This is a genomic window from Paraburkholderia youngii (assembly GCF_013366925.1).
GTDB classification, from domain to species: Bacteria; Pseudomonadota; Gammaproteobacteria; order Burkholderiales; family Burkholderiaceae; genus Paraburkholderia; species Paraburkholderia youngii.
Genome location: NZ_JAALDK010000002.1, coordinates 232,230 through 255,021, shown reverse-complemented (window position 1 = coordinate 255,021; position 22,792 = coordinate 232,230). Strand labels below are relative to the sequence as shown.

Sequence of the window (22,792 nt, the reverse complement as noted above, 5' to 3'; positions counted from 1 at the left end):
TCGCGCGCCGGACCTTCCCTGCTGTGCCTCCAGGCGTCGCCGCTCTTATTGTGGTGCGTCACCCTCGCGATGCACGGGCTGCGTCTCTTTCAGGCTCTTCGCGAGGCGCGATGCCTGCACATAGCCGGGATTCGCGGGACGCTTCAGGTAACGTCCGGCGCCTCGCCGCGCCCGCAGGTCGCCGTCTACCCAAACGAGTTCGCCTTGCGAGACGGTATGGGTCGGCACGCCGCGCACCGTCATGCCCTCGAACACGTTGAAGTCCACGTTCTGATGATGCGTTTTGACCGAGATGGTGCGCGTGGCCTCGGGATCCCATACGACGATATCGGCGTCGGCACCGACGGCCACCGTGCCCTTGCGCGGGTAGAGGTTGAAGATTTGCGCGGCATTGGTGGAGGTAACGCGCACGAATTCGTTCGGCGTGAGCCGGCCGGTGTTCACGCCTTGATCCCACAACACCGCCATGCGATCTTCAACGCCGCCGCAACCGTTCGGGATCCTCGTGAAATCATGGCGGCCCATCGCTTTCTGCGACGCGCAGAACACGCAGTGGTCGGTTGCGGTGGTGTGCAGCAGGCCGCCCTGAAGTCCGCGCCACAGCGCGTCGCGATGCTCCTGCGTACGGAACGGCGGACTCATCACGTGGGCGGCGGCGCGCGTCCAGTCCGGGTCGCGATAAACGGCCTCATCGATCACCAGGTGCCCCGCGAGCACTTCGCCGAATACGCGCTGACCTTCGCTGCGCGCGCGCGTGATCGCCTCGAGCGCGTCTTTCGCCGACACATGCACGATGTACACCGGCACACCCAATACCTGGGCGATGCGGATCGCGCGATTCGCTGCCTCGCCTTCGACTTCGGGCGGCCGTGAAAGCGGGTGCGCCTCCGGACCCGTGAAGCCGCGCGCCAGCAACTGGCGTTGCAATTGAAATACGAGCTCGCCGTTTTCCGCATGCACGGTGGGCAGCGCGCCCAGTTCGAGCGAGCGGGCAAAACTGTTCACGAGGATCTCGTCGTCCGCCATGATCGCGTTCTTGTAGGCCATGAAGTGCTTGAAGCTCGACACGCCATGCTCGTTCACGAGCAGCCCCATGTCGCGATGCACGCTATCATCCCACCACGTCACCGCCACGTGAAAGCCATAGTCAGCAGCGGCTTTTTCGGCCCAGCCGCGCCACTCGCGAAAGGCGTCCATCAGCGCCTGCTTCGGGTTGGGGATCACGAAGTCGATGATCGATGTAGTGCCGCCCGCCAGCCCCGCCGCCGTGCCCGTGTAGAAGTCGTCGCTGGCGGTCGTGCCCATGAAGGGCAGTTCCATATGCGTGTGCGGATCGATGCCGCCAGGCATCACATATTGACCGCCGGCGTCGACCACGGTCGCGCCCGCAGGCGCGTCGAGGTTTTCACCGACGCTCTGGATCACGCCGCTTTCGCAGAGCACGTCCGCACGCCAGCTCTTGTCTGCATTGACGACGGTGCCGCCTCGAATCAGGATCGCCATGATGCCAAGTCTCCTTCAGTTGAACATTGACGCTTGAAACGCTCACGCGCCCGCCACGCTCGGGCGCCGGCTCCGGCCGACTTTCATCATCACGCCGTACACGAGCGCCGCAATCGCGAGCCCCACGAACCACGCATAGGTATAAATGCTTTTGAACGCGTCGGGCACCGAGGCAAACACATTCGGGAACGCGACATTCAGAAAGCCCGGCAGGTTCGGCAGCACCCCGGCGATCAGCGCGATCACGGCCGCCGGATTCCAGCCGTTCGAGTACGCGTATTCGCCGTTTTCCTCGAAGAGCTGGGTCGTATCGAGGCGTGTGTTGCGAACCAGAAAGTAGTCGACCATCAGGATGCCGGCCACCGGTCCGAGCAGCGCCGAATAACCGACCAGCCAAGTGAAGATGTAGCCCTGCGTGGTCGCGAGGATCTTCCACGGCATCATCGCGATGGCGATGGCCGCGGTGATAAGGCCGCCCGTCTTGTACGAAATGCCCTTGGGCCACAGGCTCGAAAAATCGTAAGCTGGGCCGACGAGGTTCGCGGCGAGATTGCAGCACATCGTGTCGAGCGTGAGGATCACGAGCGCGATGCCCACGCCGACGCCCTCCATGCGACTCGTGAGGTCGATCGGGTCCCAGATCGCCCTTCCGTAAATCACGACCGTCGCCGACGTCACGACCACGGAGACCACCGACAGCAACGCCATCGGAATGGGCAGGCCGATCGCCTGGCCCACGAACTGGTCCTTTTGCGTTTTTGCGAAGCGCGTGAAGTCGGGAATGTTGAGCGCGAGCGTCGCCCAGAAACCCACCATGGCCGTGAGGCCCGGCCAGAACGTCGCCCAGAACAGGCCCGCCTTCTTGCCGCCGGCAACGAACTGCGACGATTGCGACAGCATCGAGCCCATGCCGCCTGCCCTCGAACAGGCCCACCACACGAGCACTGCGCACATCACCACCTTGATGGGCGCGGACCAGCTTTCGAGCCAGCGGATCGAATCGGTGCCGTGCAGGATGAAGTACAGCTGCAACACCCAGAAGATGAGAAAGCAGCTGGCCTGCCCGATCGAAATGCCGAGAAACGGCATTGCGTTGCCCACCAGCGCGTTGTGCGTGAGGATGTTGGCGAGCGTATAGATGGCGCTGCCGCCCAGCCATGATTGAATGCCGTACCAGCCGCACGCCACGATGGCGCGCAGCATGGCGGGCAGCTTCGCGCCCTGGGTGCCGAACGACGCTCGCACCAGCACCGCATAAGGAATGCCGTACTTGGTACCCGCATGACCGATCAGCAGCATCGGCACGAGCACGATCAGATTGCCGAGCAGCACGGTGAGCACCGCCTGCCAGGGCGACATGCCCTGCTCGGTGAGGCCGGCGGCGAGCATGTAGGAGGCGATGTTCATCACCATGCCCACCCATAGTGCCGCGAAGTGATACCAGCGCCATGTGCGCTGCGCGACGCCGGTGGGCGCGAGGTCATCGTTGTATAGATCGCTTTCGGCGCGGCGCGCAGTGGCGTCGACGGCTAAGGGTTGGCTCATGAAGTGGGTTCTCCGTCGCTTGTCGTGGGTTCGGCTCGTTCCGGCTTCAACGTGTCAGGCGGCCTTCGGGTCGGCGACACGCGCCGGGTTGTTCGGGTGCGTGGTCCAGTTCTCGTAGCGCTCGCCCGAATCGACGCGCTCCATCGTGATGCATTGATCGACCGGGCAAACATGCATGCATAGATTGCACCCGACGCAGTTCGCATCGACCACCTCGAAGTGGCGCTTGCCATCGCGGATGGCGGTGATCGCCTGATGCGAGGTGTCTTCGCAGGCGATGTGGCAGAGCCCACACTGGATGCAGCGGTCCTGATCGATGCGTGCCTTGATGTCGTAGTTGAGGTTCAGGTATTGCCAGTCGGTGACGTTCGGCACGGCGCGGCCGCAAATCGCGTCGAGGCTGGCGTAGCCTTTTTCGTCCATCCAGTTCGACAGGCCGTCGATCATGTCGCCGACGATGCGGAAGCCGTAGTGCATCGCGGCCGTGCAAACCTGCACGCTGCCCGCTCCCAGCACGATGAATTCCGCGGCGTCGCGCCAGTCGGAAATGCCTCCGATGCCGGAGATCGGCAAGCCATGCGTTTGCGGGTCGCGCGCAATCTCTGCGACCATGTGCAGCGCGATCGGCTTCGCGGCGGGACCGCAATAGCCGCCATGCGTGCCCTTGCCGTCCACAGTGGGCAGCGGCGCCATCACGTCGAGATCGACACCTACGATCGAGTTGATCGTGTTGATCAGCGAGACGCCGTCCGCCCCGCCCTTCATCGCCGCGCGCGCGCCGTGACGAATGTCGGTGACGTTCGGCGTGAGTTTCACGAGGCAAGGCAGGCGCGTGCCTTCTTTCACCCAGCGGGTGACCATTTCGATGTACTCGGGCACCTGTCCGACCGCTGCGCCCATGCCGCGCTCGCTCATGCCGTGCGGACAGCCGAAGTTGAGTTCCACCGCGTCCGCGCCGGTCGCTTCCACCTGCGGCAGGATCCACTTCCAGTCATGCTCGTTGCAAGGCACCATCAGCGAGACGATCAGCGCGCGGTCGGGCCAGTCCCGCTTCACCTGCGCGATTTCCTTGAGGTTCACGTCGAGCGGCCGGTCGGTGATCAGCTCGATGTTGTTCAGGCCTGCGATCCGCTGGCCGCGCCAGGTGGTCGCACCGTAGCGCGAACTCACGTTCACCACGTGCGGGTCGAGCCCGAGCGTCTTCCAGACCACGCCGCCCCACCCTGCCTCGAACGCGCGGTTGACGTTGTAGGCCTTGTCGGTGGGCGGCGCGGAAGCGAGCCAGAACGGGTTCGGCGATTGAATGCCGGCAATCGTGCAGCGCAAGTCGGCCATGATGCGACTCCTTCGTTTTAGCTGGATTCGATGTAGCTTTCGCGCGGCTCAGGCGGCTCTCGCAGACAGGTTCGCAAGGAAGCGGTCGATCGCGTGCGCGGCGAGCTTGCCGTCCTGCACGGCCTGAACGGTCAGATCGGTTGCGGCGTGGCCGGCACAGTCGCCGCCTGCGAAAACGCCCGTGAGCGAGGTGGCGCCGTTCGCGTCCACTGCGATGCGCCTGGCTCCGTCGGTCAGTTGCAGCCCATCAAGGCCTGCGGGTAAGAACTTCTGGCCAATGGCCTTCAGCACCATGTCGGCCTCCACGCGCACGATCTGCCCAGTGCCGCGCAACGCGCCGGCCATATCGAGCTCGGTGCGCTCGAATTCCACGGCCTGCACCTGCGTGTCGCCGACGATTCGCAGCGGCTTCATCCATTCGGCCACGGCCACACCCTGGCTACGCGCGAACTCCAGTTCGGCCCAGGTGGCGCTCATCTGCGCTGCGCCGCGACGATAGGCGAGCGTCACCTGCTCCGCGCCCAGCTTCCGGCTTTGCACGGCGGCGTCGATTGCCGTGTTGCCGCCTCCGAGCACCACCACCTTGCGGCCGACGGGCACGCTGGCCAGATCGTCGGCCGCGCGAACGCCTGCGATGAAATCCACCGCATCGAGCACGCCGTCGAGCATTTCGCCTTCGACGGACAGCGTGTGCGTGCCGCCGAGTCCCACGCCGATGAACACCGCGTCGTACGCTGCGCGTAGTTCCTCTAGCGTGATGTCATGCCCCAGCCGTTGGCCCTGGCGCAGTTCTATCCCGCCGATTGAAAGCAGCCACCGCACCTCGCGCTGTGCGTAATCATCGACGGTCTTGTACGCCGCGATGCCATACTCGTTCAGACCGCCCGGATGTTTGCCCGCATCGAAGACGCTCACGCGATGCCCGGCCAGCGCGAGCGTGTGCGCGCAGGCAAGACCCGCGGGACCCGCGCCGACCACCGCTACCTGACGGCATGTGTCGCTCGCGCGCTTGAAGAGCGCAGGCGCACCGGCGGCTTCGCGCGCCATCTGGAAGTCGGTGGCATGACGTTGCAGCGCGCCGATCCGAACCGGCTCGCCATCCTGATGATTTCTCACGCAGGCGCCTTCGCAGAGAATTTCGGTGGGGCACACTCGCGCGCACATGCCGCCCAGCGGGTTCGCGCTCAGAATGTCGCGCGCCGCCCCCTTCAGATTGCCGTTGCCGATCTTGCGGATGAAGCCGGGAATGTCGATGCCCGTGGGGCACGCGTGTACGCAGGGTGCGTCGTAACAGTAATGACAGCGGTCGGCCGCGATCACGGCCGCGTTCGCGGAAAGCGGCGGCGCGACGTCGGCAAAATTGCAGCCGAGCTGCTCGGCGTTGAGACGGCCTGGGGCGATGCCGTCGGCGGCATTCGAGGTGGTCTGGGACATCCGGGTGCTCCTTGCGAGGCAAAACACGGGTCCGCCGGCCGTGTGCGTGATGCGCGCGGCCGGTACAGGGGAATCGTGGGAAAGACAGCGCGGCGCTGAGACCGCTCGTGTTCAATCGTTGGGCGTCAGCCGGGTTCGCTCGCGCGTTCGAGCATCGCGTGCAGCAACACGTTCGCGCCGGCTTCGATCCATTCGATCGTCGCGTCCTCGACTTCGTTGTGGCTGATTCCGTCGATGCACGGCACGAACACCATCGAGGTCGGCGCGACCGTCGCCAGATAGCACGCGTCGTGTCCTGCACCCGACACGATGTCGCGGTTCGAATAGCCGAAGCGCTCGGCCGCCGCGCGCACGGACTTCACACAAGCCGCGTCGAACGGCACGGGCGCGTAGTAGAAAATCTGCTCGACGTCGGCTTCGAGCTTGCCCAGTTGCGCGATCTTCGCGATGCCTTCGCGCAGCTCTGCGTCCATCTGCGCCAGCACCTCGTCCTGCGGATGGCGAAAGTCGATGGTGAAGAACACGCGGCCGGGAATCACGTTGCGCGAATTCGGATGCACCTGCATCATGCCGACCGTCGCGCACGCGAGCGGCGCGTGACGCAGGCCGATTTCATTGACGAGCTGCACGACCCGCGAGGCGCCTAGCAGCGCGTCGCGGCGGCGCGGCATCGGCGTAGGCCCCGCGTGCGCTTCCTGCCCCGTGAGCACGACTTCGTACCAGCGCTGGCCTTGCGCGTCGGTGACCACCCCTATCGTTTTGTTTTCGGCCTCGAGTATTGGCCCTTGTTCGATGTGCAGCTCGAACGCAGCGTGAATCTTCCGACCGCCGCACGGCACTGCGCCCGCATAGCCGATGCGCTGCAATTCCTCGCCGATGGTCTTGCCGTCGACGTCCTTGCGCGAAAGCCCGTACTCGAGCGTGAACACGCCGGCAAATACGCCGGAGGCGACCATCGCCGGCGCGAAACGCGAGCCCTCTTCGTTGGTCCAGATCACCGTTTCAACAGGCCGCTCGGTTTCGATGCCGTAATCGTTCAGCGAGCGAATCACCTCCAGCCCGCCGAGCACACCATAGATACCGTCGAAGCGGCCGCCCGTCGGCTGCGAGTCGGCGTGCGAGCCGGTCATCACGGGCGGCAGGTCGTTGTCACGCCCCGCGCGGCGCATGAACACGTTGCCCATCTGGTCGACACTCACCGTGCAGTTCGCCTCTTTCGCCCATTGCACGATGAGATCGCGGCCCTGCTTGTCGAGGTCGGTCAGCGCGAGACGGCACACGCCGCCCTTGGGGGTGGCGCCAATCTTCGCCATCTCCATCAAGCTGTCCCACAAGCGCTGGCCGTTCACGTGGATCGCGGTCGTCAGCGCGGCTTCGCTTACTGCGTTCATACGTGTCCTCCTGTCCGTGTTCGTCAAACGTGCGTGCATGCCACCGCGTGGGGCGCGAAGAGCCATCGCGGTGCACGCCCGGGTAGCACTGTGCGGCTCCTGAAATCCCGCCCTTCGAATCCTGTCCGATTGGACAGGTTTTAGACGATAAACTTCGCTAATTCAATGCGGAATTACGAGCGAGAACCGTGCCATTGATGCTGCAGTGCGCGAAAAGCACGCGGACGTCCGACTTGCGCGTTTCTGCCGATGCGGGTGAATACGCGACGCACTTGCATCGTGGCTACAATGAAGCCGGCAGGCGCGGCCGACGCGCTTCTCATTTCTTTCGAATGGACCGAACACTATGCGCAACGACGAACCCACCGCGCGAGCCGTGCCCTTCGGGACGCGCGGCACGGCGCTGGCGCAGCCAGCCGCTGACGCAACGCATAAGCCCGGTCGGCGCAAAGCCGCGATTCGCGCGTCGAATGAATCCCACCTGCTCGCCTGTGCCGAAGCCGTGTTCGCCGAACGCGGTTTCGAAGGCGCGAGCACGGCGCTGATCGCCGAGCGCGCGGGCTTGCCGAAGGCCAATCTGCACTACTACTTCCCGACCAAACTCGCGCTCTACTGGCGCGTACTCGACGATGTTTTCGAGGAATGGAACGCGGCCGCCAACCTGTTCGATGCAAGCGACGATCCGGTCGAGGCGATAGGCGGCTACGTACGCGCCAAGATGGGCCTGTCACGGCGCCGCCCGCTCGGCTCGAAGGTGTGGGCCAACGAAATCATCAGCGGTGCGGCGCATATGCAGGAGATCCTGCTCGAACGCGTGAAGCCGTGGATGGACACACGTGTGAAGCTGATCGAGCGATGGATTGCCAAAGGCTTGCTCGCGCCCGTCGATCCGACGACCCTACTGTTCATGATCTGGGCGACCACTCAGCACTATGCCGATTTCGAGGCACAGATATGCGCGCTCTCGGGCAAGCGCGCGCTAGCGACGAAGCGCTTCGAGACGACTACGGAAGAAGTGGTGAGCATGATCCTGCGAGCGAGCGGAGCGCGATCGCCGGCCGAATGACGACGACAGCGGTCTTCCACAAGGAAGGGTTGCGCACGCGCATATCCTCGATCATGCGTCGACGTAGCGGTGTCATGGGGGACTCCGCTCTGAACGGTCAGGATAGCAAACTGCACTGCCATCGTCCCACTCGAAAGGATGCACCCGACTGATGATCCCCGGAGCAAAAGTCGCTGGCCAACCGCCTCCTCCCGCGTCAGCGGGTTGGTTCAACGGGTGTTATCAGCTCTGTGTCTTCGCAGATTCCGCTGCACATGGACGTTGACCCGGGAACGTCAAAACTTCGCCCCCAATAACTATGTAAAGATTCACGTCTGGCAACCGGCAGCGCTTTCGCTCTACGGTGAAGCCATTAAGCGCATTGATCACATCGGCAGCTACGTTTGCCGCAACGTTAATCACGCGGCGGATGGGCGCTTGAGCGAACACGCCTACGCCAAATGAACGCGCTTTCATGGAGGCGTGCAAACCGGTGCTAACCGATTGCATCTCGCCGCGACGGGCCCTTTTGTCAGCTGGTTTTGGCGCGAAGCCCGAGCATGGTGGTATGGCGAACTTCGCGACATTGAATGGCTAAAAGTTCCGCTCTGCATTTGCGGAGTCGCCTTGTTCAGGGCAGCGGCAACGCTCGACGGAAACCTTATGAAAAACTGAAGCAAATCACGTTTGATACCTGGTGAATACGATACGGACGACTACTTAATGGAAAGCGTATGCTGTAGCGGCGGATTCCACTGTTGCAGACGCATTGACGAAGCTCGACATATTTCAACGATCAGAGGAGGTGGGCGATGCGAAGGTACATTTGGGCAAATGCAATGGCGGTTGCGTCGGTGGCGGTCGTTATTGCGGGCTGTGGCGGCGGGGACAACCTTACAAGCGGGCCGCATTATGTATCGGACATTGCCGTGCCGAACATCAAGGCCGGCGTCAACTTTTCCTTTGATATCGGCGTCGTTTCCGGTAGCCATTACTTTTTTACCGACAGAAATAACGCTTCGCTGGATCAGATCGACATTCCATCGAAGTCGTTCGTCAAGGCAATCCAGGGGAGCGGTCCGCTCGCGTTTACGGGACTTGGACCCGGTCCAAATTCGCAGGCCGGCCCGGACGGCGCGACGCCTGTCGGCAGCCTCATCTATGCGGGGGACGTGAATTCTGTGAAGATCGTCGACCCTGCAGCAGGGGCAGTGATAAGCAAGATAGTGGTCAGCACAACCGGCGTGCGCGCAGATGAAGGTTGTCTCGATTCGACCCATGGCATCTTCATGATCTCGAGTCCGGAAGAGAGCCCGCCCTTCGCGACATTCATCAACACGGCAACTCAGACCGTCGTGGCAAAGGTCACATTCACTGACAACGCGGGTAAACCCACTGCCGGACTCGAAGCCTGCCGGTACGACGCCACGAGCGACAACTTCTACGTGAACGTAGACGGCAGCACGACGAATCCTCATGGTGAACTCGTAAAACTGCCGGGAGTATCTGTTCGGGCAATACCAAACGGCGGCACGCAGAACTATACGACCCTTGCGGGCGTCGCGATGTATGGGGAAGGTAACTGCGATCCTACTGGGTTGGCGCTCGGGCCTGGGAACGATATTGCGGTCGGTTGCCGAGAAGGGACGACTGGCGCGCCGTTGCTCATGCAGATTATCGATCGTTCAAACGGCGCGCTTCTGGCGTCCCTCAACGCGGGTGGAGGTGATCAGCTTGAATACGATGTGTCCACCAATCGCTACTACAACGCGGCAAGCCGTTGGACTTCTTCCGGCAATGCCTCGACGAATGGCGCCTGCTCGGCCGCATCGCCGTGTACGCCGGTACTAACCATTGTCGACGCCGGTTCCCGCAGCGTCGTTACTCGCCTGAACACTGGTAACAATGCGCATTCGGTTGCAGTCGACCCGGCGACAGGGCTGATTTTCGTTCCCTACTCTTCGGCGACATCGCCAGCAGGATGCCCGAGTTGCGCCGCAAATGGATTCGTCAATGGCGGGGTCTCGGTATTCGCCGCAAGGTAGCGTCGATCCACACCCGCTTCCGCTTTGCGGGAACTGTCGACCCGTGTGCTCTAGCGTAACCATTGATTGGAAGGCGTCGCCGCTTCTCCGATGTACAGAGCGACGTTAAATCACTCCTGCTAGCGTGCGATCTATCACGCGGGGCTGTGCTCAACGACAGCCCCATCAGGACTGCATCCTGGTCATCGGGGGCTGCCCTGCGCGCGCAAGGTGGACTGCGTCCTCCAGGAACTGCTTACGATGGGGCCTTCCGTCGTTAATGACGGAGGGAGGAAGCGGCGAGAAACATTCGCCGCTTCATTATTGCAAATTGCCCCAGCGTGCGACCGCCGGCTCGGCCGTCGCCCACTTCCAGCCCTTGTCCTGCTGGCACGCGCTCGCCGTGAACCACCTCTCGGGCGCGTTCGGGCCGTCGCCGTCCTGCACCGAGAACACGAAGTCTTTGCACAGCGCGAGCGCCGAGTTGACCGCCCGCGTCACGCGCACCTGGCCGTGACCGTTTTCGATCGGCAACGTGTGCTTGACCGACCACGGTTTCGTTTCGCCGACCGCCATCGTCCCGACCAGCGCCGCCATCAGATCCTGCTGATCCTTGTGCATGCCGCGCATGTAGCGCGCGACCGCTTCGTCGGTGGCGGCCTGCACCGCCACGCCGACGCCGAGCGCGACGGCCGGATTGCTGGTCACGATGCCCGAAGCGACACCCGCCGCCGCGCCGCTCGCGGCGCCGATCGACGCGCAGCCGCTCGCCAGCAGGCTCGCGCCGACGCATAGCGCGCCGGCCGCGATGAGCCGCAGCCGATCACCCCTCGGAACGCCAGGCGAACGCAATATCATTGCAGCGCACCCCAGCGCTCGGTGGCGGGTTCGGCCGATGCCCAACGCCAGTCCTTACCGTCGCGGCAAACCGATGCGATGTAAAACGCGCTGCTCGCGGGCTTGTCGCGTGTTGCGTTCTGATCGACGGAAAAGACGATTTCCTTGCAGTCGAGCGCGCCGGTGCTGATCAGGCGGCTGACGGTCACGCGGCCGTGCTCGTCGTCTTCGATCGGGAAAGAGTGGGTGATGCTCCAGGGAGCGACCGCGCCGACATCGAGCGGACCGGCCGCCTGCGCGATGCTGTTCTGCGTATTCGTGTGGACCACGCGCTCCGAGTACTGCACGCCGGCGCGCGCGGCGGCGACCGCGCCAAGACCGATACCGGTCGCGACCGCCGCATTGCTGGTGACCTTGCCCGCGACCGCGGCACCCGCGATACCGGCGCCCGCGACCGCGCCTTCCGAGTACAACGAGCTACAGCCGCTCAATGCGGACGACACCGCCAGCGCCAGCGCGAGCAGCGCTGCTACGTGGGGGCGTTTGCCTGCGACAACGGACTTCGCGTTGTCGGCCCACACCATGTTCTTGTGCATTTCTACCGTCTCTGCTCTACCGGTGCCGTCGATCACGCGCTTCGCGCGTAACAGTCTGCGGTGCAACGGTGCTCATCAACGATCGGGTCCACGACAGAAAATTGATCCATGCACTTGAGGCTTTCGAAGCGCAAGCGCAGTGTGCAACCGCCGACGGAGACATCTGAGCAAACGACGTTCCAAATCTCAGAGTGATCTGCGCCCTACTGCCGCCAGTCGCCGAGACTGAACTATCGAGTACCGACCACGGAAACGATAATGCGAACGGAGTCCGGCTTTTCGTCAGCTTCCGTGCGCGCCCCACCGCTCTTGCACAGGGCATTTAACGGCGTCGCTAAAGTTGCCTCTCGCCATCCTCGGCTGCTGCCACTTCGGCATTCAACACCGATCTTCATCATGCACAGCTGCTCGATCGCGACTACCGGCTCGCGCGTCAACGGCGAACTGAGAGCCTCGTACGACGACTGTAAGACGGTGGTCTCGCCTGTCTGCGTTCGGCAGGCTTCGGGCGTGCACTAGCAGGTAGAGATCGGCAGTTATCCGGTGATGGTGAAGCAGAGAGCGATGCCGCACTCGATGCCGCAGTGCGTAACGACAATCACGGCCGTGGCGAATGACGCCGCGTGCAACCGGCTGGCTACTGGCCGTCTTGCCTTGGGCCGTTCCGTGGTCTGTTGACGTCGCTGTTCGCGCCGTCACGGGTACCCATATTCAGACCATTGGCCTTGCGCTTGGAAGATCGCGTCGAAGGGATACTGCCCGCCGCACCGACGCCACTACCCGTGACATCCGGCGAATCGTATCCTCTTCCACTCGGGGTTTTCATCCGCCCCGCGCCGGCACGGGATGTTGCCGTCCCGTCAGCGCTGCCGCCGACTTGTGCGTATGTTATTGCCGGCAGTGCCACCACGAGAACCGAAGCGAAAAACGTCTTAGTTAGATGTTTCATGGCTCACTCAAAAGAGGATATCTCAAGCCAGCATCGGCCGTTCACGTGAATGAAGCGCCGCAAGGGGCGTGCCTTAATCTCTCGACAATGCCACCATGATGGCCGCCCGTCGCAGTGCCCGGTTTCTCCGCCAGTGAACGCGAGCAGCCAGTCATCAAGGGCCTCATAGGCTTCCGACGAGTTCGGGCACGACGGTGAACAGGTCACCGACGAGGCTGTAATCCGCGACGCTGAAAATCGGCGCTTCTTTATCCTTGTTGATCGCGACGATCACCTTCGAGTCCTTCATGCCCGCAAGGTGCTGGATCGCACCCGAAATGCCGACCGCGATATACAGTTGCGGCGCGACGATCTTGCCCGTCTGACCAACCTGATAGTCGTTCGGCACGTAGCCCGCATCGACGGCTGCACGCGATGCGCCCATCGCTGCACCGAGCTTGTCTGCCAAAGGCTCCAGCACCTTCGTGTAGTTCTCGCCGCTGCCGAGACCCCGGCCGCCCGACACGATGATGTTTGCCGACGTCAGTTCCGGACGATCGAGCTTCGTCACTTCGCGGCTCACGAACTGCGAGATGCCTACGTCGGCTGCGGCTTCGATCTTTTCGACCGCTGCGCTGCCGCCTTCGGCCGCGACGGCGTCGAAACCGGTCGAGCGCACGGTGATGACCTTGATCGGATCAGCCGATTGCACGATCGCAATGGCGTTGCCCGCGTAGATCGGACGCTCGAACGTATCGGGTGACTCGACTGCGGTGATGTCGCTGATCTGAGCGACGTCGAGCTTCGCGGCGATACGCGGCGCGACGTTCTTGCCGTAGGCGGTGGCCGGAGCCAGGATGTGCGAATAGTTCTTTGCGATATTCAGCACCGTCGCTTCGACGTTTTCCGCGAGGCCCACTTCGAGTTGCGGCGCATCGGCCAGCAATACTTTGCTAACGCCCGCGATGTTCGCTGCCGCGTCGACCACGGGCTGCGCATTGTGACCCGCGACCAGCACGTGAACTTCACCGCCGATCTTCTTCGCCGCTGCAATGGTAGTCAGCGTCGCTGCCTTGATCGACGCATTATCGTGTTCTGCTATTACCAGGCTAACCAGATTCGTCATTTGCTTCGTCTCCGTGTCGACTGGAGTTAGCGCTTTAGCGCTTACTCCAGTCCCATGCAACATAGTTGCCGTTCTATCTAAAGCACCTTCGCTTCGGTCTTCAGCTTCTCGACCAGCGTCTTTACGTCCGGCACTGTCACCCCGGCGGAACGCCTGGGCGGCTCGGCGACTTTCAGTGTTTTAAGCCGCGGCGTGACATCGACGCCGAGGTCTTCGGGCCTGATCGTTTGCAGCGGCTTTTTCTTCGCCTTCATGATGTTCGGCAATGTCACGTAGCGCGGCTCGTTCAGGCGTAGATCAGTGGTGACCACGGCGGGAAGCGTCAGCGACAGCGTTTCAGCTCCGCCGTCCACTTCGCGCGACACGGTCGCCTTCCCGTCAGCCACAACGACCTCCGAAGCGAACGTCGCTTGCGGAAGGTCAGCCAAAGCGGCGAGCATCTGCCCGGTCTGGTTCGAGTCGTCGTCGATGGCCTGCTTGCCCAGCAATACCAACGAAGGCTGTTCCTTGTCGACCAGCGCCTTGAGCAGCTTGGCAACGGCCAGTGGCTGCAGGTCTTCGGATGACTCGATCAAGACAGCACGGTCCGCGCCTATCGCCAACGCCGTACGCAGCGTCTCCTGCGCCTGAGCAACACCGCAAGAAACCGCCACCACCTCGCTAACCACGCCGGCTTCCTTTAACCGCACCGCTTCCTCAACCGCGATTTCGTCGAACGGATTCATCGACATCTTCACGTTTGCAATGTCGACACCCGTGCCGTCCGACTTGATCCGGACCTTCACGTTGTAGTCGACCACTCGCTTTACACCTACCAGCACTTTCATACCGTCTCCTTCGAATATGCCGAAGCCGTGCGCGCAGTCATCGGCGAACGGATCATGTCAGCTGCGCGCTCGGCTAGCATTAGCACCGTCGCATTGGTGTTGGTCGAGGTTATCGACGGCATCACCGAGCCGTCGACGATGCGCAGGCCGGTCGTTCCGCGCACCCGCATTTCGGAATCGACGACGCTCATTTCGTCCTCTCCCATCCGGCACGTGCCAACCGCGTGATAAACAGTCGAGCCATTGTCACGCACGTATTGCAGTAACGCCTCATCAGTGTCCGCCTGACGGCCCGGTACGGTTTCGTCGACGATATAGCGGGCGACCTCGGGCTGCGCGAAGATCCGGCGGCCGATCTTGAGTCCTTCCACCATCGTGTTGCGGTCCAGTTCGCTGCTCAGGTATGACGGTGCGATCGTCGGCGCTGCCGTGATCTCGCTGCTGGTGATGTGCACGTGCCCACGGCTTTCCGGGCGCATCTGCCAGACGCCGCAGGAGACGCCGGGCTCCGACTCCAGCACTCCGATCCGTCCCTCGGCGAAGCTGCCTGGCGCGATCACGAACTGCACGTCGGGCCGGGTTGCGAGCCGCGTCTGTGCGAAGCCGCCGACGATCGCCGCGCTATAGGTCAGTACGCCGGTCCCCGACACGACGTAGCGCATCATCTCGCGCGCGAGCGCGAGTCCGTGCGAGCGCTCGTTCGCGGTGCCTGCACCCCGTACCCGATAGCCGAGCCGGACTACATAGTGATCCTGCAAATTGTTGCCGACGCCCGGTAACGCGATGCGAGTTCGAATGCCCGCATTGTCGAGCACGTCCTTATCGCCGATGCCGCTCACTTCGAGCAGCCTGGGCGTCCCGATCACGCCGGCGCTAAGAATGACCTCGCGGGTCGCGCGAAACTGCATCGAAACGCCTGCGGTCGTCGTCGCATTGATGCCGCTCACGTGCGTGCCGTTCATTTCGAGCCCGGACACCTGGACGCCGGTCACCACCGTGAGATTCGGCCGCGCCATTGCGGGCCGCAGATAACCGCGCGCTGCGCTCGAGCGGCGACGTCCGTCGCGCGTTTGCTGGTAGTACCAGATCGACGGACCGCGCGTGTCGCTGTTTGGATCGTCTACAAACTCGAGACCGGCTTTTTGGGCAGCTTGCACGACCGCCGCACAGATCTCCGGCGGATTCTCCACCCGGCTGACCCGGATCGGACCATCCTTGCCGCGTTGCGGACTGTTGCCCTCGGTCCACGTTTCGGAGCGGCGGTAGAACGGCAGACAGTTGCCGAATGTCCAGCCCTTGGCGCCCGACTGCTCCCAACTATCGATATCCTCCGCGAACGGGCGCACATAAAGCAGGCCGTTGATCGCGCTGGACCCGCCGAGTCCGCGTCCACGCGGAAACAGGATTGCACGGCCGCTGGTCTCGGCGTCGGCCCGCGTGCGATAGCGCCATGTCACGGTTGGATGATCGAGCAATCGCACGAAGCCGGCCGGTACGTGGATGAACGGGTGACGATCGCGCTCGCCGGCTTCGACAAGAATCACTTTGACGTTCGGGTCTTCGGTCAGGCGGTTGGCGAGCACGCAACCCGCCGTCCCCGCGCCGACGATCACGTAGTCCGTTGTGTACGATTTCATGACTTCTCTCCGACGGCGGCCGGTTCACGACCTTCGAGTACTGCGATCTCCTCCTCGGCGAAACCGAACTCGGCAAGTACTTCAGCCGTATGTTGTCCGAGCGTGGGCGGCGCACGGCGGTATGCTACCGGGCTGCCGTGAAAATTCACCGGACTCGCGATGTTCGTTACCCTGCCCGCAAGCGGATGTTCGATCTCGACGACCGCGTGGTTATGCGCGATCTGCGGGTCCTGCGTCAACGCGGTGTGATAGTCCTGCACGATCGCGCATGGCACGTCCGCGGCGCTCAGATGCGCCACCCAGTATTCGGCGGTATGCAGCAGAAACTGCTGTTCGAGGATCACGTCGAGCGCATGCCGATTCGCAGTCCGCGCGGTATTGCCGACAAACCGTTCATCGCTCAGCAAGTCTTCGCGGCCCAACGCCCGGCAAAGGTTCTGCCAGAATTTTTCGGTGAAGCAGGCGGCAAAGAAATAGCGGCCATCGGAGCCCTGATAGTTGCGATACGGCACCATCGTCGGATGGCCGCTGCCGAGGCGCTCCGGCGCTTTGCCGCTTCTCAGCGTCTCGCCGTCGCGCGGGATGGTGCTGAAAAGCGCAGCCGACAGCAGCGACGTATCGATGCGCTGACCTTCGCCGTGCCGTTCGCGATGCAACAGCGCCGCAGAGATGCCGAACGCGAGCAGCGCGGCCGCGCCGAAGTCGGGCAACGGCGCCCCGAGCCGAACCGGATTGCCGCCGGCTTCGCCCGTCATGTCCATGAGACCTGCGACAGCTTGCACGATGGGATCGTTTGCCGGCCATGCGGCGTAAGGACCACTCTGTCCGAACGCCGACACGCTTGCATAGACGATCATCGGATTGCGCGCTTTCACGGCCTCATAGCCGATGCCGAGCCGATCCACCGTGCCTGGCCGGAAGTTTTCGACGACGACATCCGCGTGCTCCGCCATGCGCAGAAATGCATCGCGTCCTTTCGGCGACTTCAGGTCGAGCCGGATGCTGCGCTTGTTACGGTTCTGCGACAGGAACTGCACGCTTTCGCCTTCGACGAATTGATTGCCGAGATTGCGCGAGAGGTCACCGGCGTTCGGTTCCTCAACCTTGATCACGTCCGCGCCGAGGTCGGCAAGCAGCACTGTACCGACCGGACCCGCGGTCATGACGGTGAGATCGAGAATGCGGTAGCCCGACAACGGGCCGACTTGCTTCTTATCCATGATTTGCCGCCTGGGAATGCGATGTGTCCATGAATTCGGGACGAGGGTAATCGAGCACGTCGTAGGTGAGACGGAACGGGTCGGCTTCACCGCGCGTGATGGTCAATGCGTGACTGAAACGGGCATCGTCGCGCTCGGGATAGTCGGTGCGATAGTGGCTGCTGCGCGACTCGCGCCTCTCGATACACGCCTGCACGATGACGTCGGCAGTCGTCGCCATGTTGTCGATCGTCAACGCATCGATCATCTGCGGCGGCGTGGCCCCGCCCCCTGCGGCAAACGCCGCGCGCGCCTCGCGAGCGGCGGCTAACGCGATATTCAGACCGCTCTCGGTCTTCTCGACGAGACAATGCGCTTGCATCGCGGCACGCAGATCGGAGGCGATACGTCGAGCGTCGAACGACGCATTCGGCTTTAGCGCCAATTCGAGGCGCCGTGCAAGCGGCGTCACATCGGACGTGCCCGGTGCCGCGCTGCCGCGTGCGTATGCGGCCGCGCCCGCGCCGGCGCGATGGCCGAACACCTGACCTTCGGCGAGCGAGTTGCCGCCCGGACGATCCGGACCGCGCACGCCGCCCGCGAGTTCGCCGATCACGAAGAGCCCCTCGATGGTCGACATCGCGTCGGTGTTGGTCATCCGGACACCGCCATTCAGGCATTGAAAAGCAATCCCGACATCGAGCAGATCACGCTTCGGATCGAGCCCCTTGGCACGCATCCAGCGCATGGTGTTCGGAATGGTGGCCGCCAACCGTTCCTCGGCGATGTCGGCGAAAGAGAAATGCACCGCGCCGCGTTCCGTGCCCCTGCCCTGCGCGATTTCCGTTGCGATCGCGATATCGATATAGCGCGACTCGTTCGAGATCGTGAACGGAAACACCTTCTCGTCCATGGCAGCCTCGGGCGTCACGCCCGTCGGCAGATAGTCCGGGAGGAATTCGTGACCGTCGCGATTGAGCATCTTCGGATGCAGGATGAAGCAGGACTTGCTGAAGAGTTGCACGTATGGGTGCACCATCGCCGGCCCGAACTGGTGGAACTCCATGTTCACGAGTTCTGCGCCGTGGCGGAAGCAGATCGCCTGGCCGTCACCGGTCATCTCCGCTGTCGACACCTGCTGCGAGAACAGACCGTGCGCGCCGCCCGTGCCAAGCACGACGGCCCCCGCCGAGACCACCAGCAGCCGCCGCGAATCGAGGTCCATCGCAACCACGCCGCTCACGCGCCCGGTCGAATCGCGCAGAAGGTCGATCAACGCCGCCGGCTGACGGGTCTCGACACCGAGCTTTCTGCCCTGCTCGGCGAGCGCGCTCACGAAGGCCTTGCCGGTTTTGCCCTTCACGCCCAGCGCGCGCGCATAGCTGCCGAAGTCGCTGCGGATGAGCTTATAGCCATCGGCGACGCGGTCGAACGGCACGCCGAGTTCGATCAGGTCTGCTATGCGCTTCGGTGCGTCCTCCGCCAGAACGCGCACCAGGTCGCGGTCGATGAAGCCGGCTGCCGGACGCATCGTGTCTTCGTAGTGCACGGTTGCGCTATCGTCGGGACTGCCGTAGCCGGATGCCCCCATGCTCATGATTTCGCTGGCGCCGTGCACCGTGCTGCCACCCTGTCCGACCGGCGCCTTGGCCAGCATGAGGACCTTCGCACCCGCCTGTGCCGCCGACACGGCGGCACGCGACGCCGCGCCGCCACCGCCGACCACCACCACGTCGGCTTGCGCGTAGTCGACGCCAAAGCCGAATTTCTCCAATGTCCGAACTGCCGTCACGTCTGTCTCCGCTTACGATTTGAGCGCGCGCGCCACGATGTTGCGCTGAATTTGATTGGTGCCGCCGAAGATCTGGAACATCTTGGCTTCGCGGTAATGACGCTGCATCGCGTATTCGGCGGAGTAGCCATTGGCACCCATGATCTGGATGCCGTCGGTCGCGACCTGCACGTAGGTGTCCGACGCGAAGTACTTCGCCTGCGACGACTCCACGTCGCAGCTTTCGCCTTCGTCGAGAAGCTTCGCCGCCCGAAACGCCATCAGGCGAGCGGCATCCACGCGTGTCTGCATATCGGCGAGCAGATGCGACACGGCCTGGAAATCGATGATCGACTGCCCGAACTGTTTGCGGTCGTTCGCATACCAACGCGCAAGATCGATTGCCGCCTGCGCGCCGCCCACGCACATCGCCGACAACGCGATGCGCTCCTTCGACAGCACCGCGGTGAGCTTCTTCCAACCCACGTGCAGGCCGCCAACGATCATTTCTTTCGGGACACGCACTCCGTCGTACACCACTTCGCAGGTCCGGATAGCGTGGCCGCCGAGCAAATCGATCGGATTGATGGTCAGTCCCCTGGATTCCTTCGGTACGAGGAAGAGGCTGATCCCGTCGTGCTTCTTCGCTTCCGGATTAGTGCGCACCGCGGTAAGAATGTAGTCGGCCTGCAGCGCGCCGGAAATCCACATCTTGGTGCCGTCGAGAACGAAGTCGTTTCCGTCGGCCACGCCGCGCGTCGTCAGCGAGGCGGCATCCGAGCCGGAGCCGTTTTCGCTCAGTGCGAAGGCAACAAAGGCACGCCCTTCGGCTAGCTTCGGCAACACCATGGCCTTGATATCGTCCGGAGCAAAGCGCGCCAGCGCGCCGCCCACCATGTTCACGTTGGCATTCCAGAAGCGCGCGAGCGCGATGGTGTGATACGCGACGACCTCCAGATAAGCGGCCATGTCGAGATAGCCGCCGACGCCGCCGTACGCTTCGGGCAGCGTGATGCCGAACCAGCCCTGTTCGGCGGCCACCTTCACGAGTTCCTGTGGGAAGCGCTTCTCTTCGTCGCACTGGCGAACGTATTCCGGCGATGCATGGCGCGTCAGCACCCGATTCACCGAATCTCGAAATTCGAATTGATCGGCATTCAGATAGGGTTTCAGGTCGCGCCGGTTGACCAGATTGCTTGCGTATTCGGGATTCACTCTGTCTCCTCCTCGTCCGATCAGGACGCCTTGCGTTGGGCCATGTCTTGTTCGGCCTGGCCGAGCGGGATTGCACGCAACATCTCCGAACGCGACTTCGCCCCCGTCATCAGGAACGCAAGATCCGAGCCGCTGAGAATGAAACGCGCGCCTTTTTGCACGTAGGCGGTCATCAGTGCCTCGTCGTACACCCCGCCGACGCCCGGCACCTTGCCGTGCCGGTGACATGCGGCGCACACCGCGTCGACGGCGGCCGCTACACGCACATGGCCGAGTTGTCCAGTGATGCCGAGATCCGCCGCGAGATCGGTCGCGCCGACCAGCAGGACGTCGATGCCCGGCACCGCCGCGATCGCGTCGACGTTCTCGAGCCCTTCGCGGGTCTCGATCATCGCCACGACCAGCACCTCTTCGTTGATCGCGCGAACCACATCGGCGATCGGCAGAGCCTGGAAGCCGACCTGCGGCAACATGCCGGGGATCGACCGCCCGCCGGCAGGCGGGAAGCGGCACATGTCGGCGATCCGCGCGGCCTGTTCGAGCGTACTCACGTGCGGCACCACGATGCCCATCGCGCCGGTATCGAGCAGTCGAGTGGCGTGGAACGGCTCGTGCCCCGGCACGCGGATGATCGGCGTCACACCGCCCACCAGAGCGGCGGCGCAAATCTGTGCGGCCGTGTCGACGTCCATCGAATTGTGCTCCATATCGATGAACAGCCAGTCGAAGCCCGCCGTCTGCGCGATCTGCGCGATGTCGACGGTGCGGGCCTGGCGCAGCCCCATGCCGAGTGCCAGTTCACCCGCGGCGAGTTGCGCTTTCGCGTGATTCTTGATGGTTCTCATGAGGGATTCCATTCAGGCGGTGCCGTCGAGAGGCTCGTCGTTCGCCAGTTCGAGGTTGATGAATTTGGTGTCCATGTAGTCGCGGATCGCGTTCGGTCCGCCTTCGCGTCCGAACCCGCTGTCCTTGCTGCCGCCGAATGGCGTCTCCGCCGTCGATGCCACGAACGTGTTCACGCCGACCACGCCGGCCTGCAAGCGCTCCGTGGTTTCCAGCGTGTTGCGCATCGAGCGCGTGAAGACGTACGCCGCGAGCGCGAACGGCAGCCGGTTCGCCTCGGTGATGACTTCGTCCATCGTCGCGAACGGGGTGAGCGTTCCGACCGGGCCGAACGGCTCGTCGTTCATCAGGCCGATGTGCGAAGCGGGATTGGCGACGAGCGTCGGCTCGTAGAACCAGCCGCGACCGAATTGCGAGGGGCGCCGGCCACCGCATAGCACGCTGGCGCCTTCACTCACGGCTTCATCGACCAGACGTTCGATCGCGTCGCGACGCTTCGACGTGGTCAGCGGACCGAGATCGGTGTCCTGCTGCAACGGATCGCCGACGCGAAGCGCTTTGGAGCGCTCGACCAGCGCCTTCACGGTCTTGTCGAAGATCGATTCGTGGATGTAAAAACGTGTCGGCGACGCACAGACCTGGCCCGCATTGCGGAACTTGCCGAGTGACGCGAGGTGCGCAAATGCGCCGATGTCGGCGTCGCGATGCACGATCACGGGCGCATGGCCGCCAAGTTCCATCGTGACCTTTTTGAGGGTCTTCGCGGACATTTCGACGATCTGACGGCCGACAGGCACCGAGCCGGTGAAGCTGATCTTCGCCACGCGCGGGTCGGCCATGATCGTCGGCGTAATTGAGTCGGCTTTGCCGATCACCAGATTGACCGCGCCCTCGGGAAACCCGGCATCGACGAAACAGCGCACCAGTGCCATCGTCGCGCCGGCCGCTTCGTTCGACGGCCGGATCACGATCGTGTTGCCGGCGGCCAGCGCCGGGCCGATCTTGCGGGCCAGCAGTAGCAGCGGGAAATTCCACGGCGTAAAGGCGGCGACCACCCCGAGCGGCTCGTAATGCACCAGATACCGTCCGCCCTTGACGCGACTTTCGTAAGACATACCAAACACACGGCGCGCTTCATCGGCGAACCAGTCGATCGACTCTGCGGACGCATTCGCTTCCCCGCTGGCCTGTGCGATCGGCTTACCTGTTTCCAGCGCGACGATTCGCGCGAGTTGCGGCGTGCGTTCGCGGATGAGCGCCGCAGCCCGGCGCAGCAGTGCTGAGCGCTCCCACGGCGTGAGCTTGCGCATTGCGGCTGAGGTGTCGGTCGCGGCGCCGATGGCCTCGGTGACCTGTGCCTGCGTAGCCAGCGGCAGATAGCCCAGCCGCTGTTGCGTCGCCGGATTGATCGAAAGCTGGCCGTCGTCAGCCGTCGCGGCTTGCCAGCGGCCCCCGAGCAGCAAGCCGTGCTCGCGGTAGTGCGCCTCTAGTTCCATTTGCTTCCTCCTGACAGATGTCCCGGATGTTCCCGGCTTT

General features: G+C 63.4%; 18 protein-coding genes. 3 read left to right on the top strand and 15 right to left on the bottom strand.

Features of this window, described 5'->3' with window-relative positions:
- Positions 1 to 45 precede the first annotated feature (45 nt).
- The 5 genes from hydA to G5S42_RS32390 form a co-directional block, all read right to left on the bottom strand.
- The gene (gene hydA, locus G5S42_RS32410) at positions 46 to 1,503 is read right to left on the bottom strand and encodes a dihydropyrimidinase (RefSeq protein WP_176110886.1); all 1,458 of its coding nucleotides are present in this window, start codon (positions 1,501 to 1,503) and stop codon (positions 46 to 48) included.
- 42 nt (positions 1,504 to 1,545) lie between these two features.
- A complete protein-coding gene (locus G5S42_RS32405) occupies positions 1,546 to 3,048 on the bottom strand; it encodes an NCS1 family nucleobase:cation symporter-1 (protein WP_176110885.1) in 1,503 nt (500 codons plus the stop codon).
- Between the two features lie 54 nt (positions 3,049 to 3,102).
- A complete protein-coding gene (gene preA / locus G5S42_RS32400) occupies positions 3,103 to 4,383 on the bottom strand; it encodes an NAD-dependent dihydropyrimidine dehydrogenase subunit PreA (protein WP_176110884.1) in 1,281 nt (426 codons plus the stop codon).
- A 48-nt stretch (positions 4,384 to 4,431) separates the two neighbouring features.
- Entirely contained in the window at positions 4,432 to 5,817 is a 1,386-nt protein-coding gene (locus G5S42_RS32395) for an NAD(P)-dependent oxidoreductase (RefSeq protein ID WP_176110883.1), read from the bottom strand.
- 125 nt (positions 5,818 to 5,942) lie between these two features.
- Positions 5,943 to 7,208 (bottom strand): Zn-dependent hydrolase, encoded by a 1,266-nt coding sequence (locus tag G5S42_RS32390; protein ID WP_176110882.1) that lies wholly within the window; start codon positions 7,206 to 7,208, stop codon positions 5,943 to 5,945.
- Between the two features lie 346 nt (positions 7,209 to 7,554).
- Between G5S42_RS32390 and G5S42_RS32385 the strand changes: the two genes are divergently transcribed.
- From G5S42_RS32385 to G5S42_RS32375, 3 genes are all read left to right on the top strand, one after another.
- A complete protein-coding gene (locus tag G5S42_RS32385) occupies positions 7,555 to 8,274 on the top strand; it encodes a TetR/AcrR family transcriptional regulator (RefSeq protein WP_176110881.1) in 720 nt (239 codons plus the stop codon).
- Between the two features lie 261 nt (positions 8,275 to 8,535).
- Positions 8,536 to 8,718, top strand: coding sequence for an extensin family protein (locus tag G5S42_RS44555; RefSeq protein ID WP_246392231.1), 183 nt, complete (start codon positions 8,536 to 8,538; stop codon positions 8,716 to 8,718).
- Positions 8,719 to 9,065: 347 nt separating this feature from the next.
- Positions 9,066 to 10,298 (top strand): YncE family protein, encoded by a 1,233-nt coding sequence (locus G5S42_RS32375; protein WP_176110879.1) that lies wholly within the window; start codon positions 9,066 to 9,068, stop codon positions 10,296 to 10,298.
- Between the two features lie 300 nt (positions 10,299 to 10,598).
- Here the strand turns inward: G5S42_RS32375 and G5S42_RS32370 are convergent, their stop codons facing one another.
- From G5S42_RS32370 to G5S42_RS32325, 10 genes are all read right to left on the bottom strand, one after another.
- Positions 10,599 to 11,135, bottom strand: a complete 537-nt coding sequence (locus G5S42_RS32370) for a hypothetical protein (RefSeq protein ID WP_176110878.1) — start codon at positions 11,133 to 11,135, stop codon at positions 10,599 to 10,601.
- Positions 11,132 to 11,710, bottom strand: a complete 579-nt coding sequence (locus tag G5S42_RS32365; protein WP_176110877.1) for a hypothetical protein — start codon at positions 11,708 to 11,710, stop codon at positions 11,132 to 11,134. Before G5S42_RS32365 ends, G5S42_RS32370 begins: the two co-directional genes overlap by 4 nt.
- 1,112 nt (positions 11,711 to 12,822) lie before the next feature.
- On the bottom strand, positions 12,823 to 13,755 hold the full coding sequence (locus tag G5S42_RS32360; protein WP_176111934.1) for an electron transfer flavoprotein subunit alpha/FixB family protein: 933 nt from the start codon (positions 13,753 to 13,755) through the stop codon (positions 12,823 to 12,825).
- A gap of 86 nt (positions 13,756 to 13,841) precedes the next feature.
- The gene (locus G5S42_RS32355) at positions 13,842 to 14,591 is read right to left on the bottom strand and encodes an electron transfer flavoprotein subunit beta/FixA family protein (RefSeq protein WP_152852350.1); all 750 of its coding nucleotides are present in this window, start codon (positions 14,589 to 14,591) and stop codon (positions 13,842 to 13,844) included.
- Positions 14,588 to 16,228 carry a GMC family oxidoreductase gene (locus G5S42_RS32350; protein ID WP_176110876.1) on the bottom strand — a complete coding sequence of 547 codons (1,641 nt, stop codon included), beginning with the start codon at positions 16,226 to 16,228 and terminating at the stop codon, positions 14,588 to 14,590. Before G5S42_RS32350 ends, G5S42_RS32355 begins: the two co-directional genes overlap by 4 nt.
- Positions 16,225 to 17,448 (bottom strand): CaiB/BaiF CoA transferase family protein, encoded by a 1,224-nt coding sequence (locus G5S42_RS32345; RefSeq protein ID WP_176110875.1) that lies wholly within the window; start codon positions 17,446 to 17,448, stop codon positions 16,225 to 16,227. The genes G5S42_RS32350 and G5S42_RS32345 overlap by 4 nt, the downstream gene beginning before the upstream one ends.
- Positions 17,441 to 19,219, bottom strand: a complete 1,779-nt coding sequence (locus G5S42_RS32340) for an FAD-binding protein (protein ID WP_176110874.1) — start codon at positions 19,217 to 19,219, stop codon at positions 17,441 to 17,443. The genes G5S42_RS32345 and G5S42_RS32340 overlap by 8 nt, the downstream gene beginning before the upstream one ends.
- Before the next feature lie 12 nt (positions 19,220 to 19,231).
- Entirely contained in the window at positions 19,232 to 20,413 is a 1,182-nt protein-coding gene (locus G5S42_RS32335; RefSeq protein ID WP_176110873.1) for an acyl-CoA dehydrogenase family protein, read from the bottom strand.
- Between the two features lie 20 nt (positions 20,414 to 20,433).
- The gene (locus tag G5S42_RS32330) at positions 20,434 to 21,258 is read right to left on the bottom strand and encodes an HpcH/HpaI aldolase family protein (protein ID WP_176110872.1); all 825 of its coding nucleotides are present in this window, start codon (positions 21,256 to 21,258) and stop codon (positions 20,434 to 20,436) included.
- Between the two features lie 12 nt (positions 21,259 to 21,270).
- Positions 21,271 to 22,752: an NAD-dependent succinate-semialdehyde dehydrogenase gene (locus G5S42_RS32325; RefSeq protein ID WP_176110871.1), complete on the bottom strand. Its 1,482-nt coding sequence runs from the start codon at positions 22,750 to 22,752 to the stop codon at positions 21,271 to 21,273.
- Positions 22,753 to 22,792 lie beyond the last annotated feature (40 nt).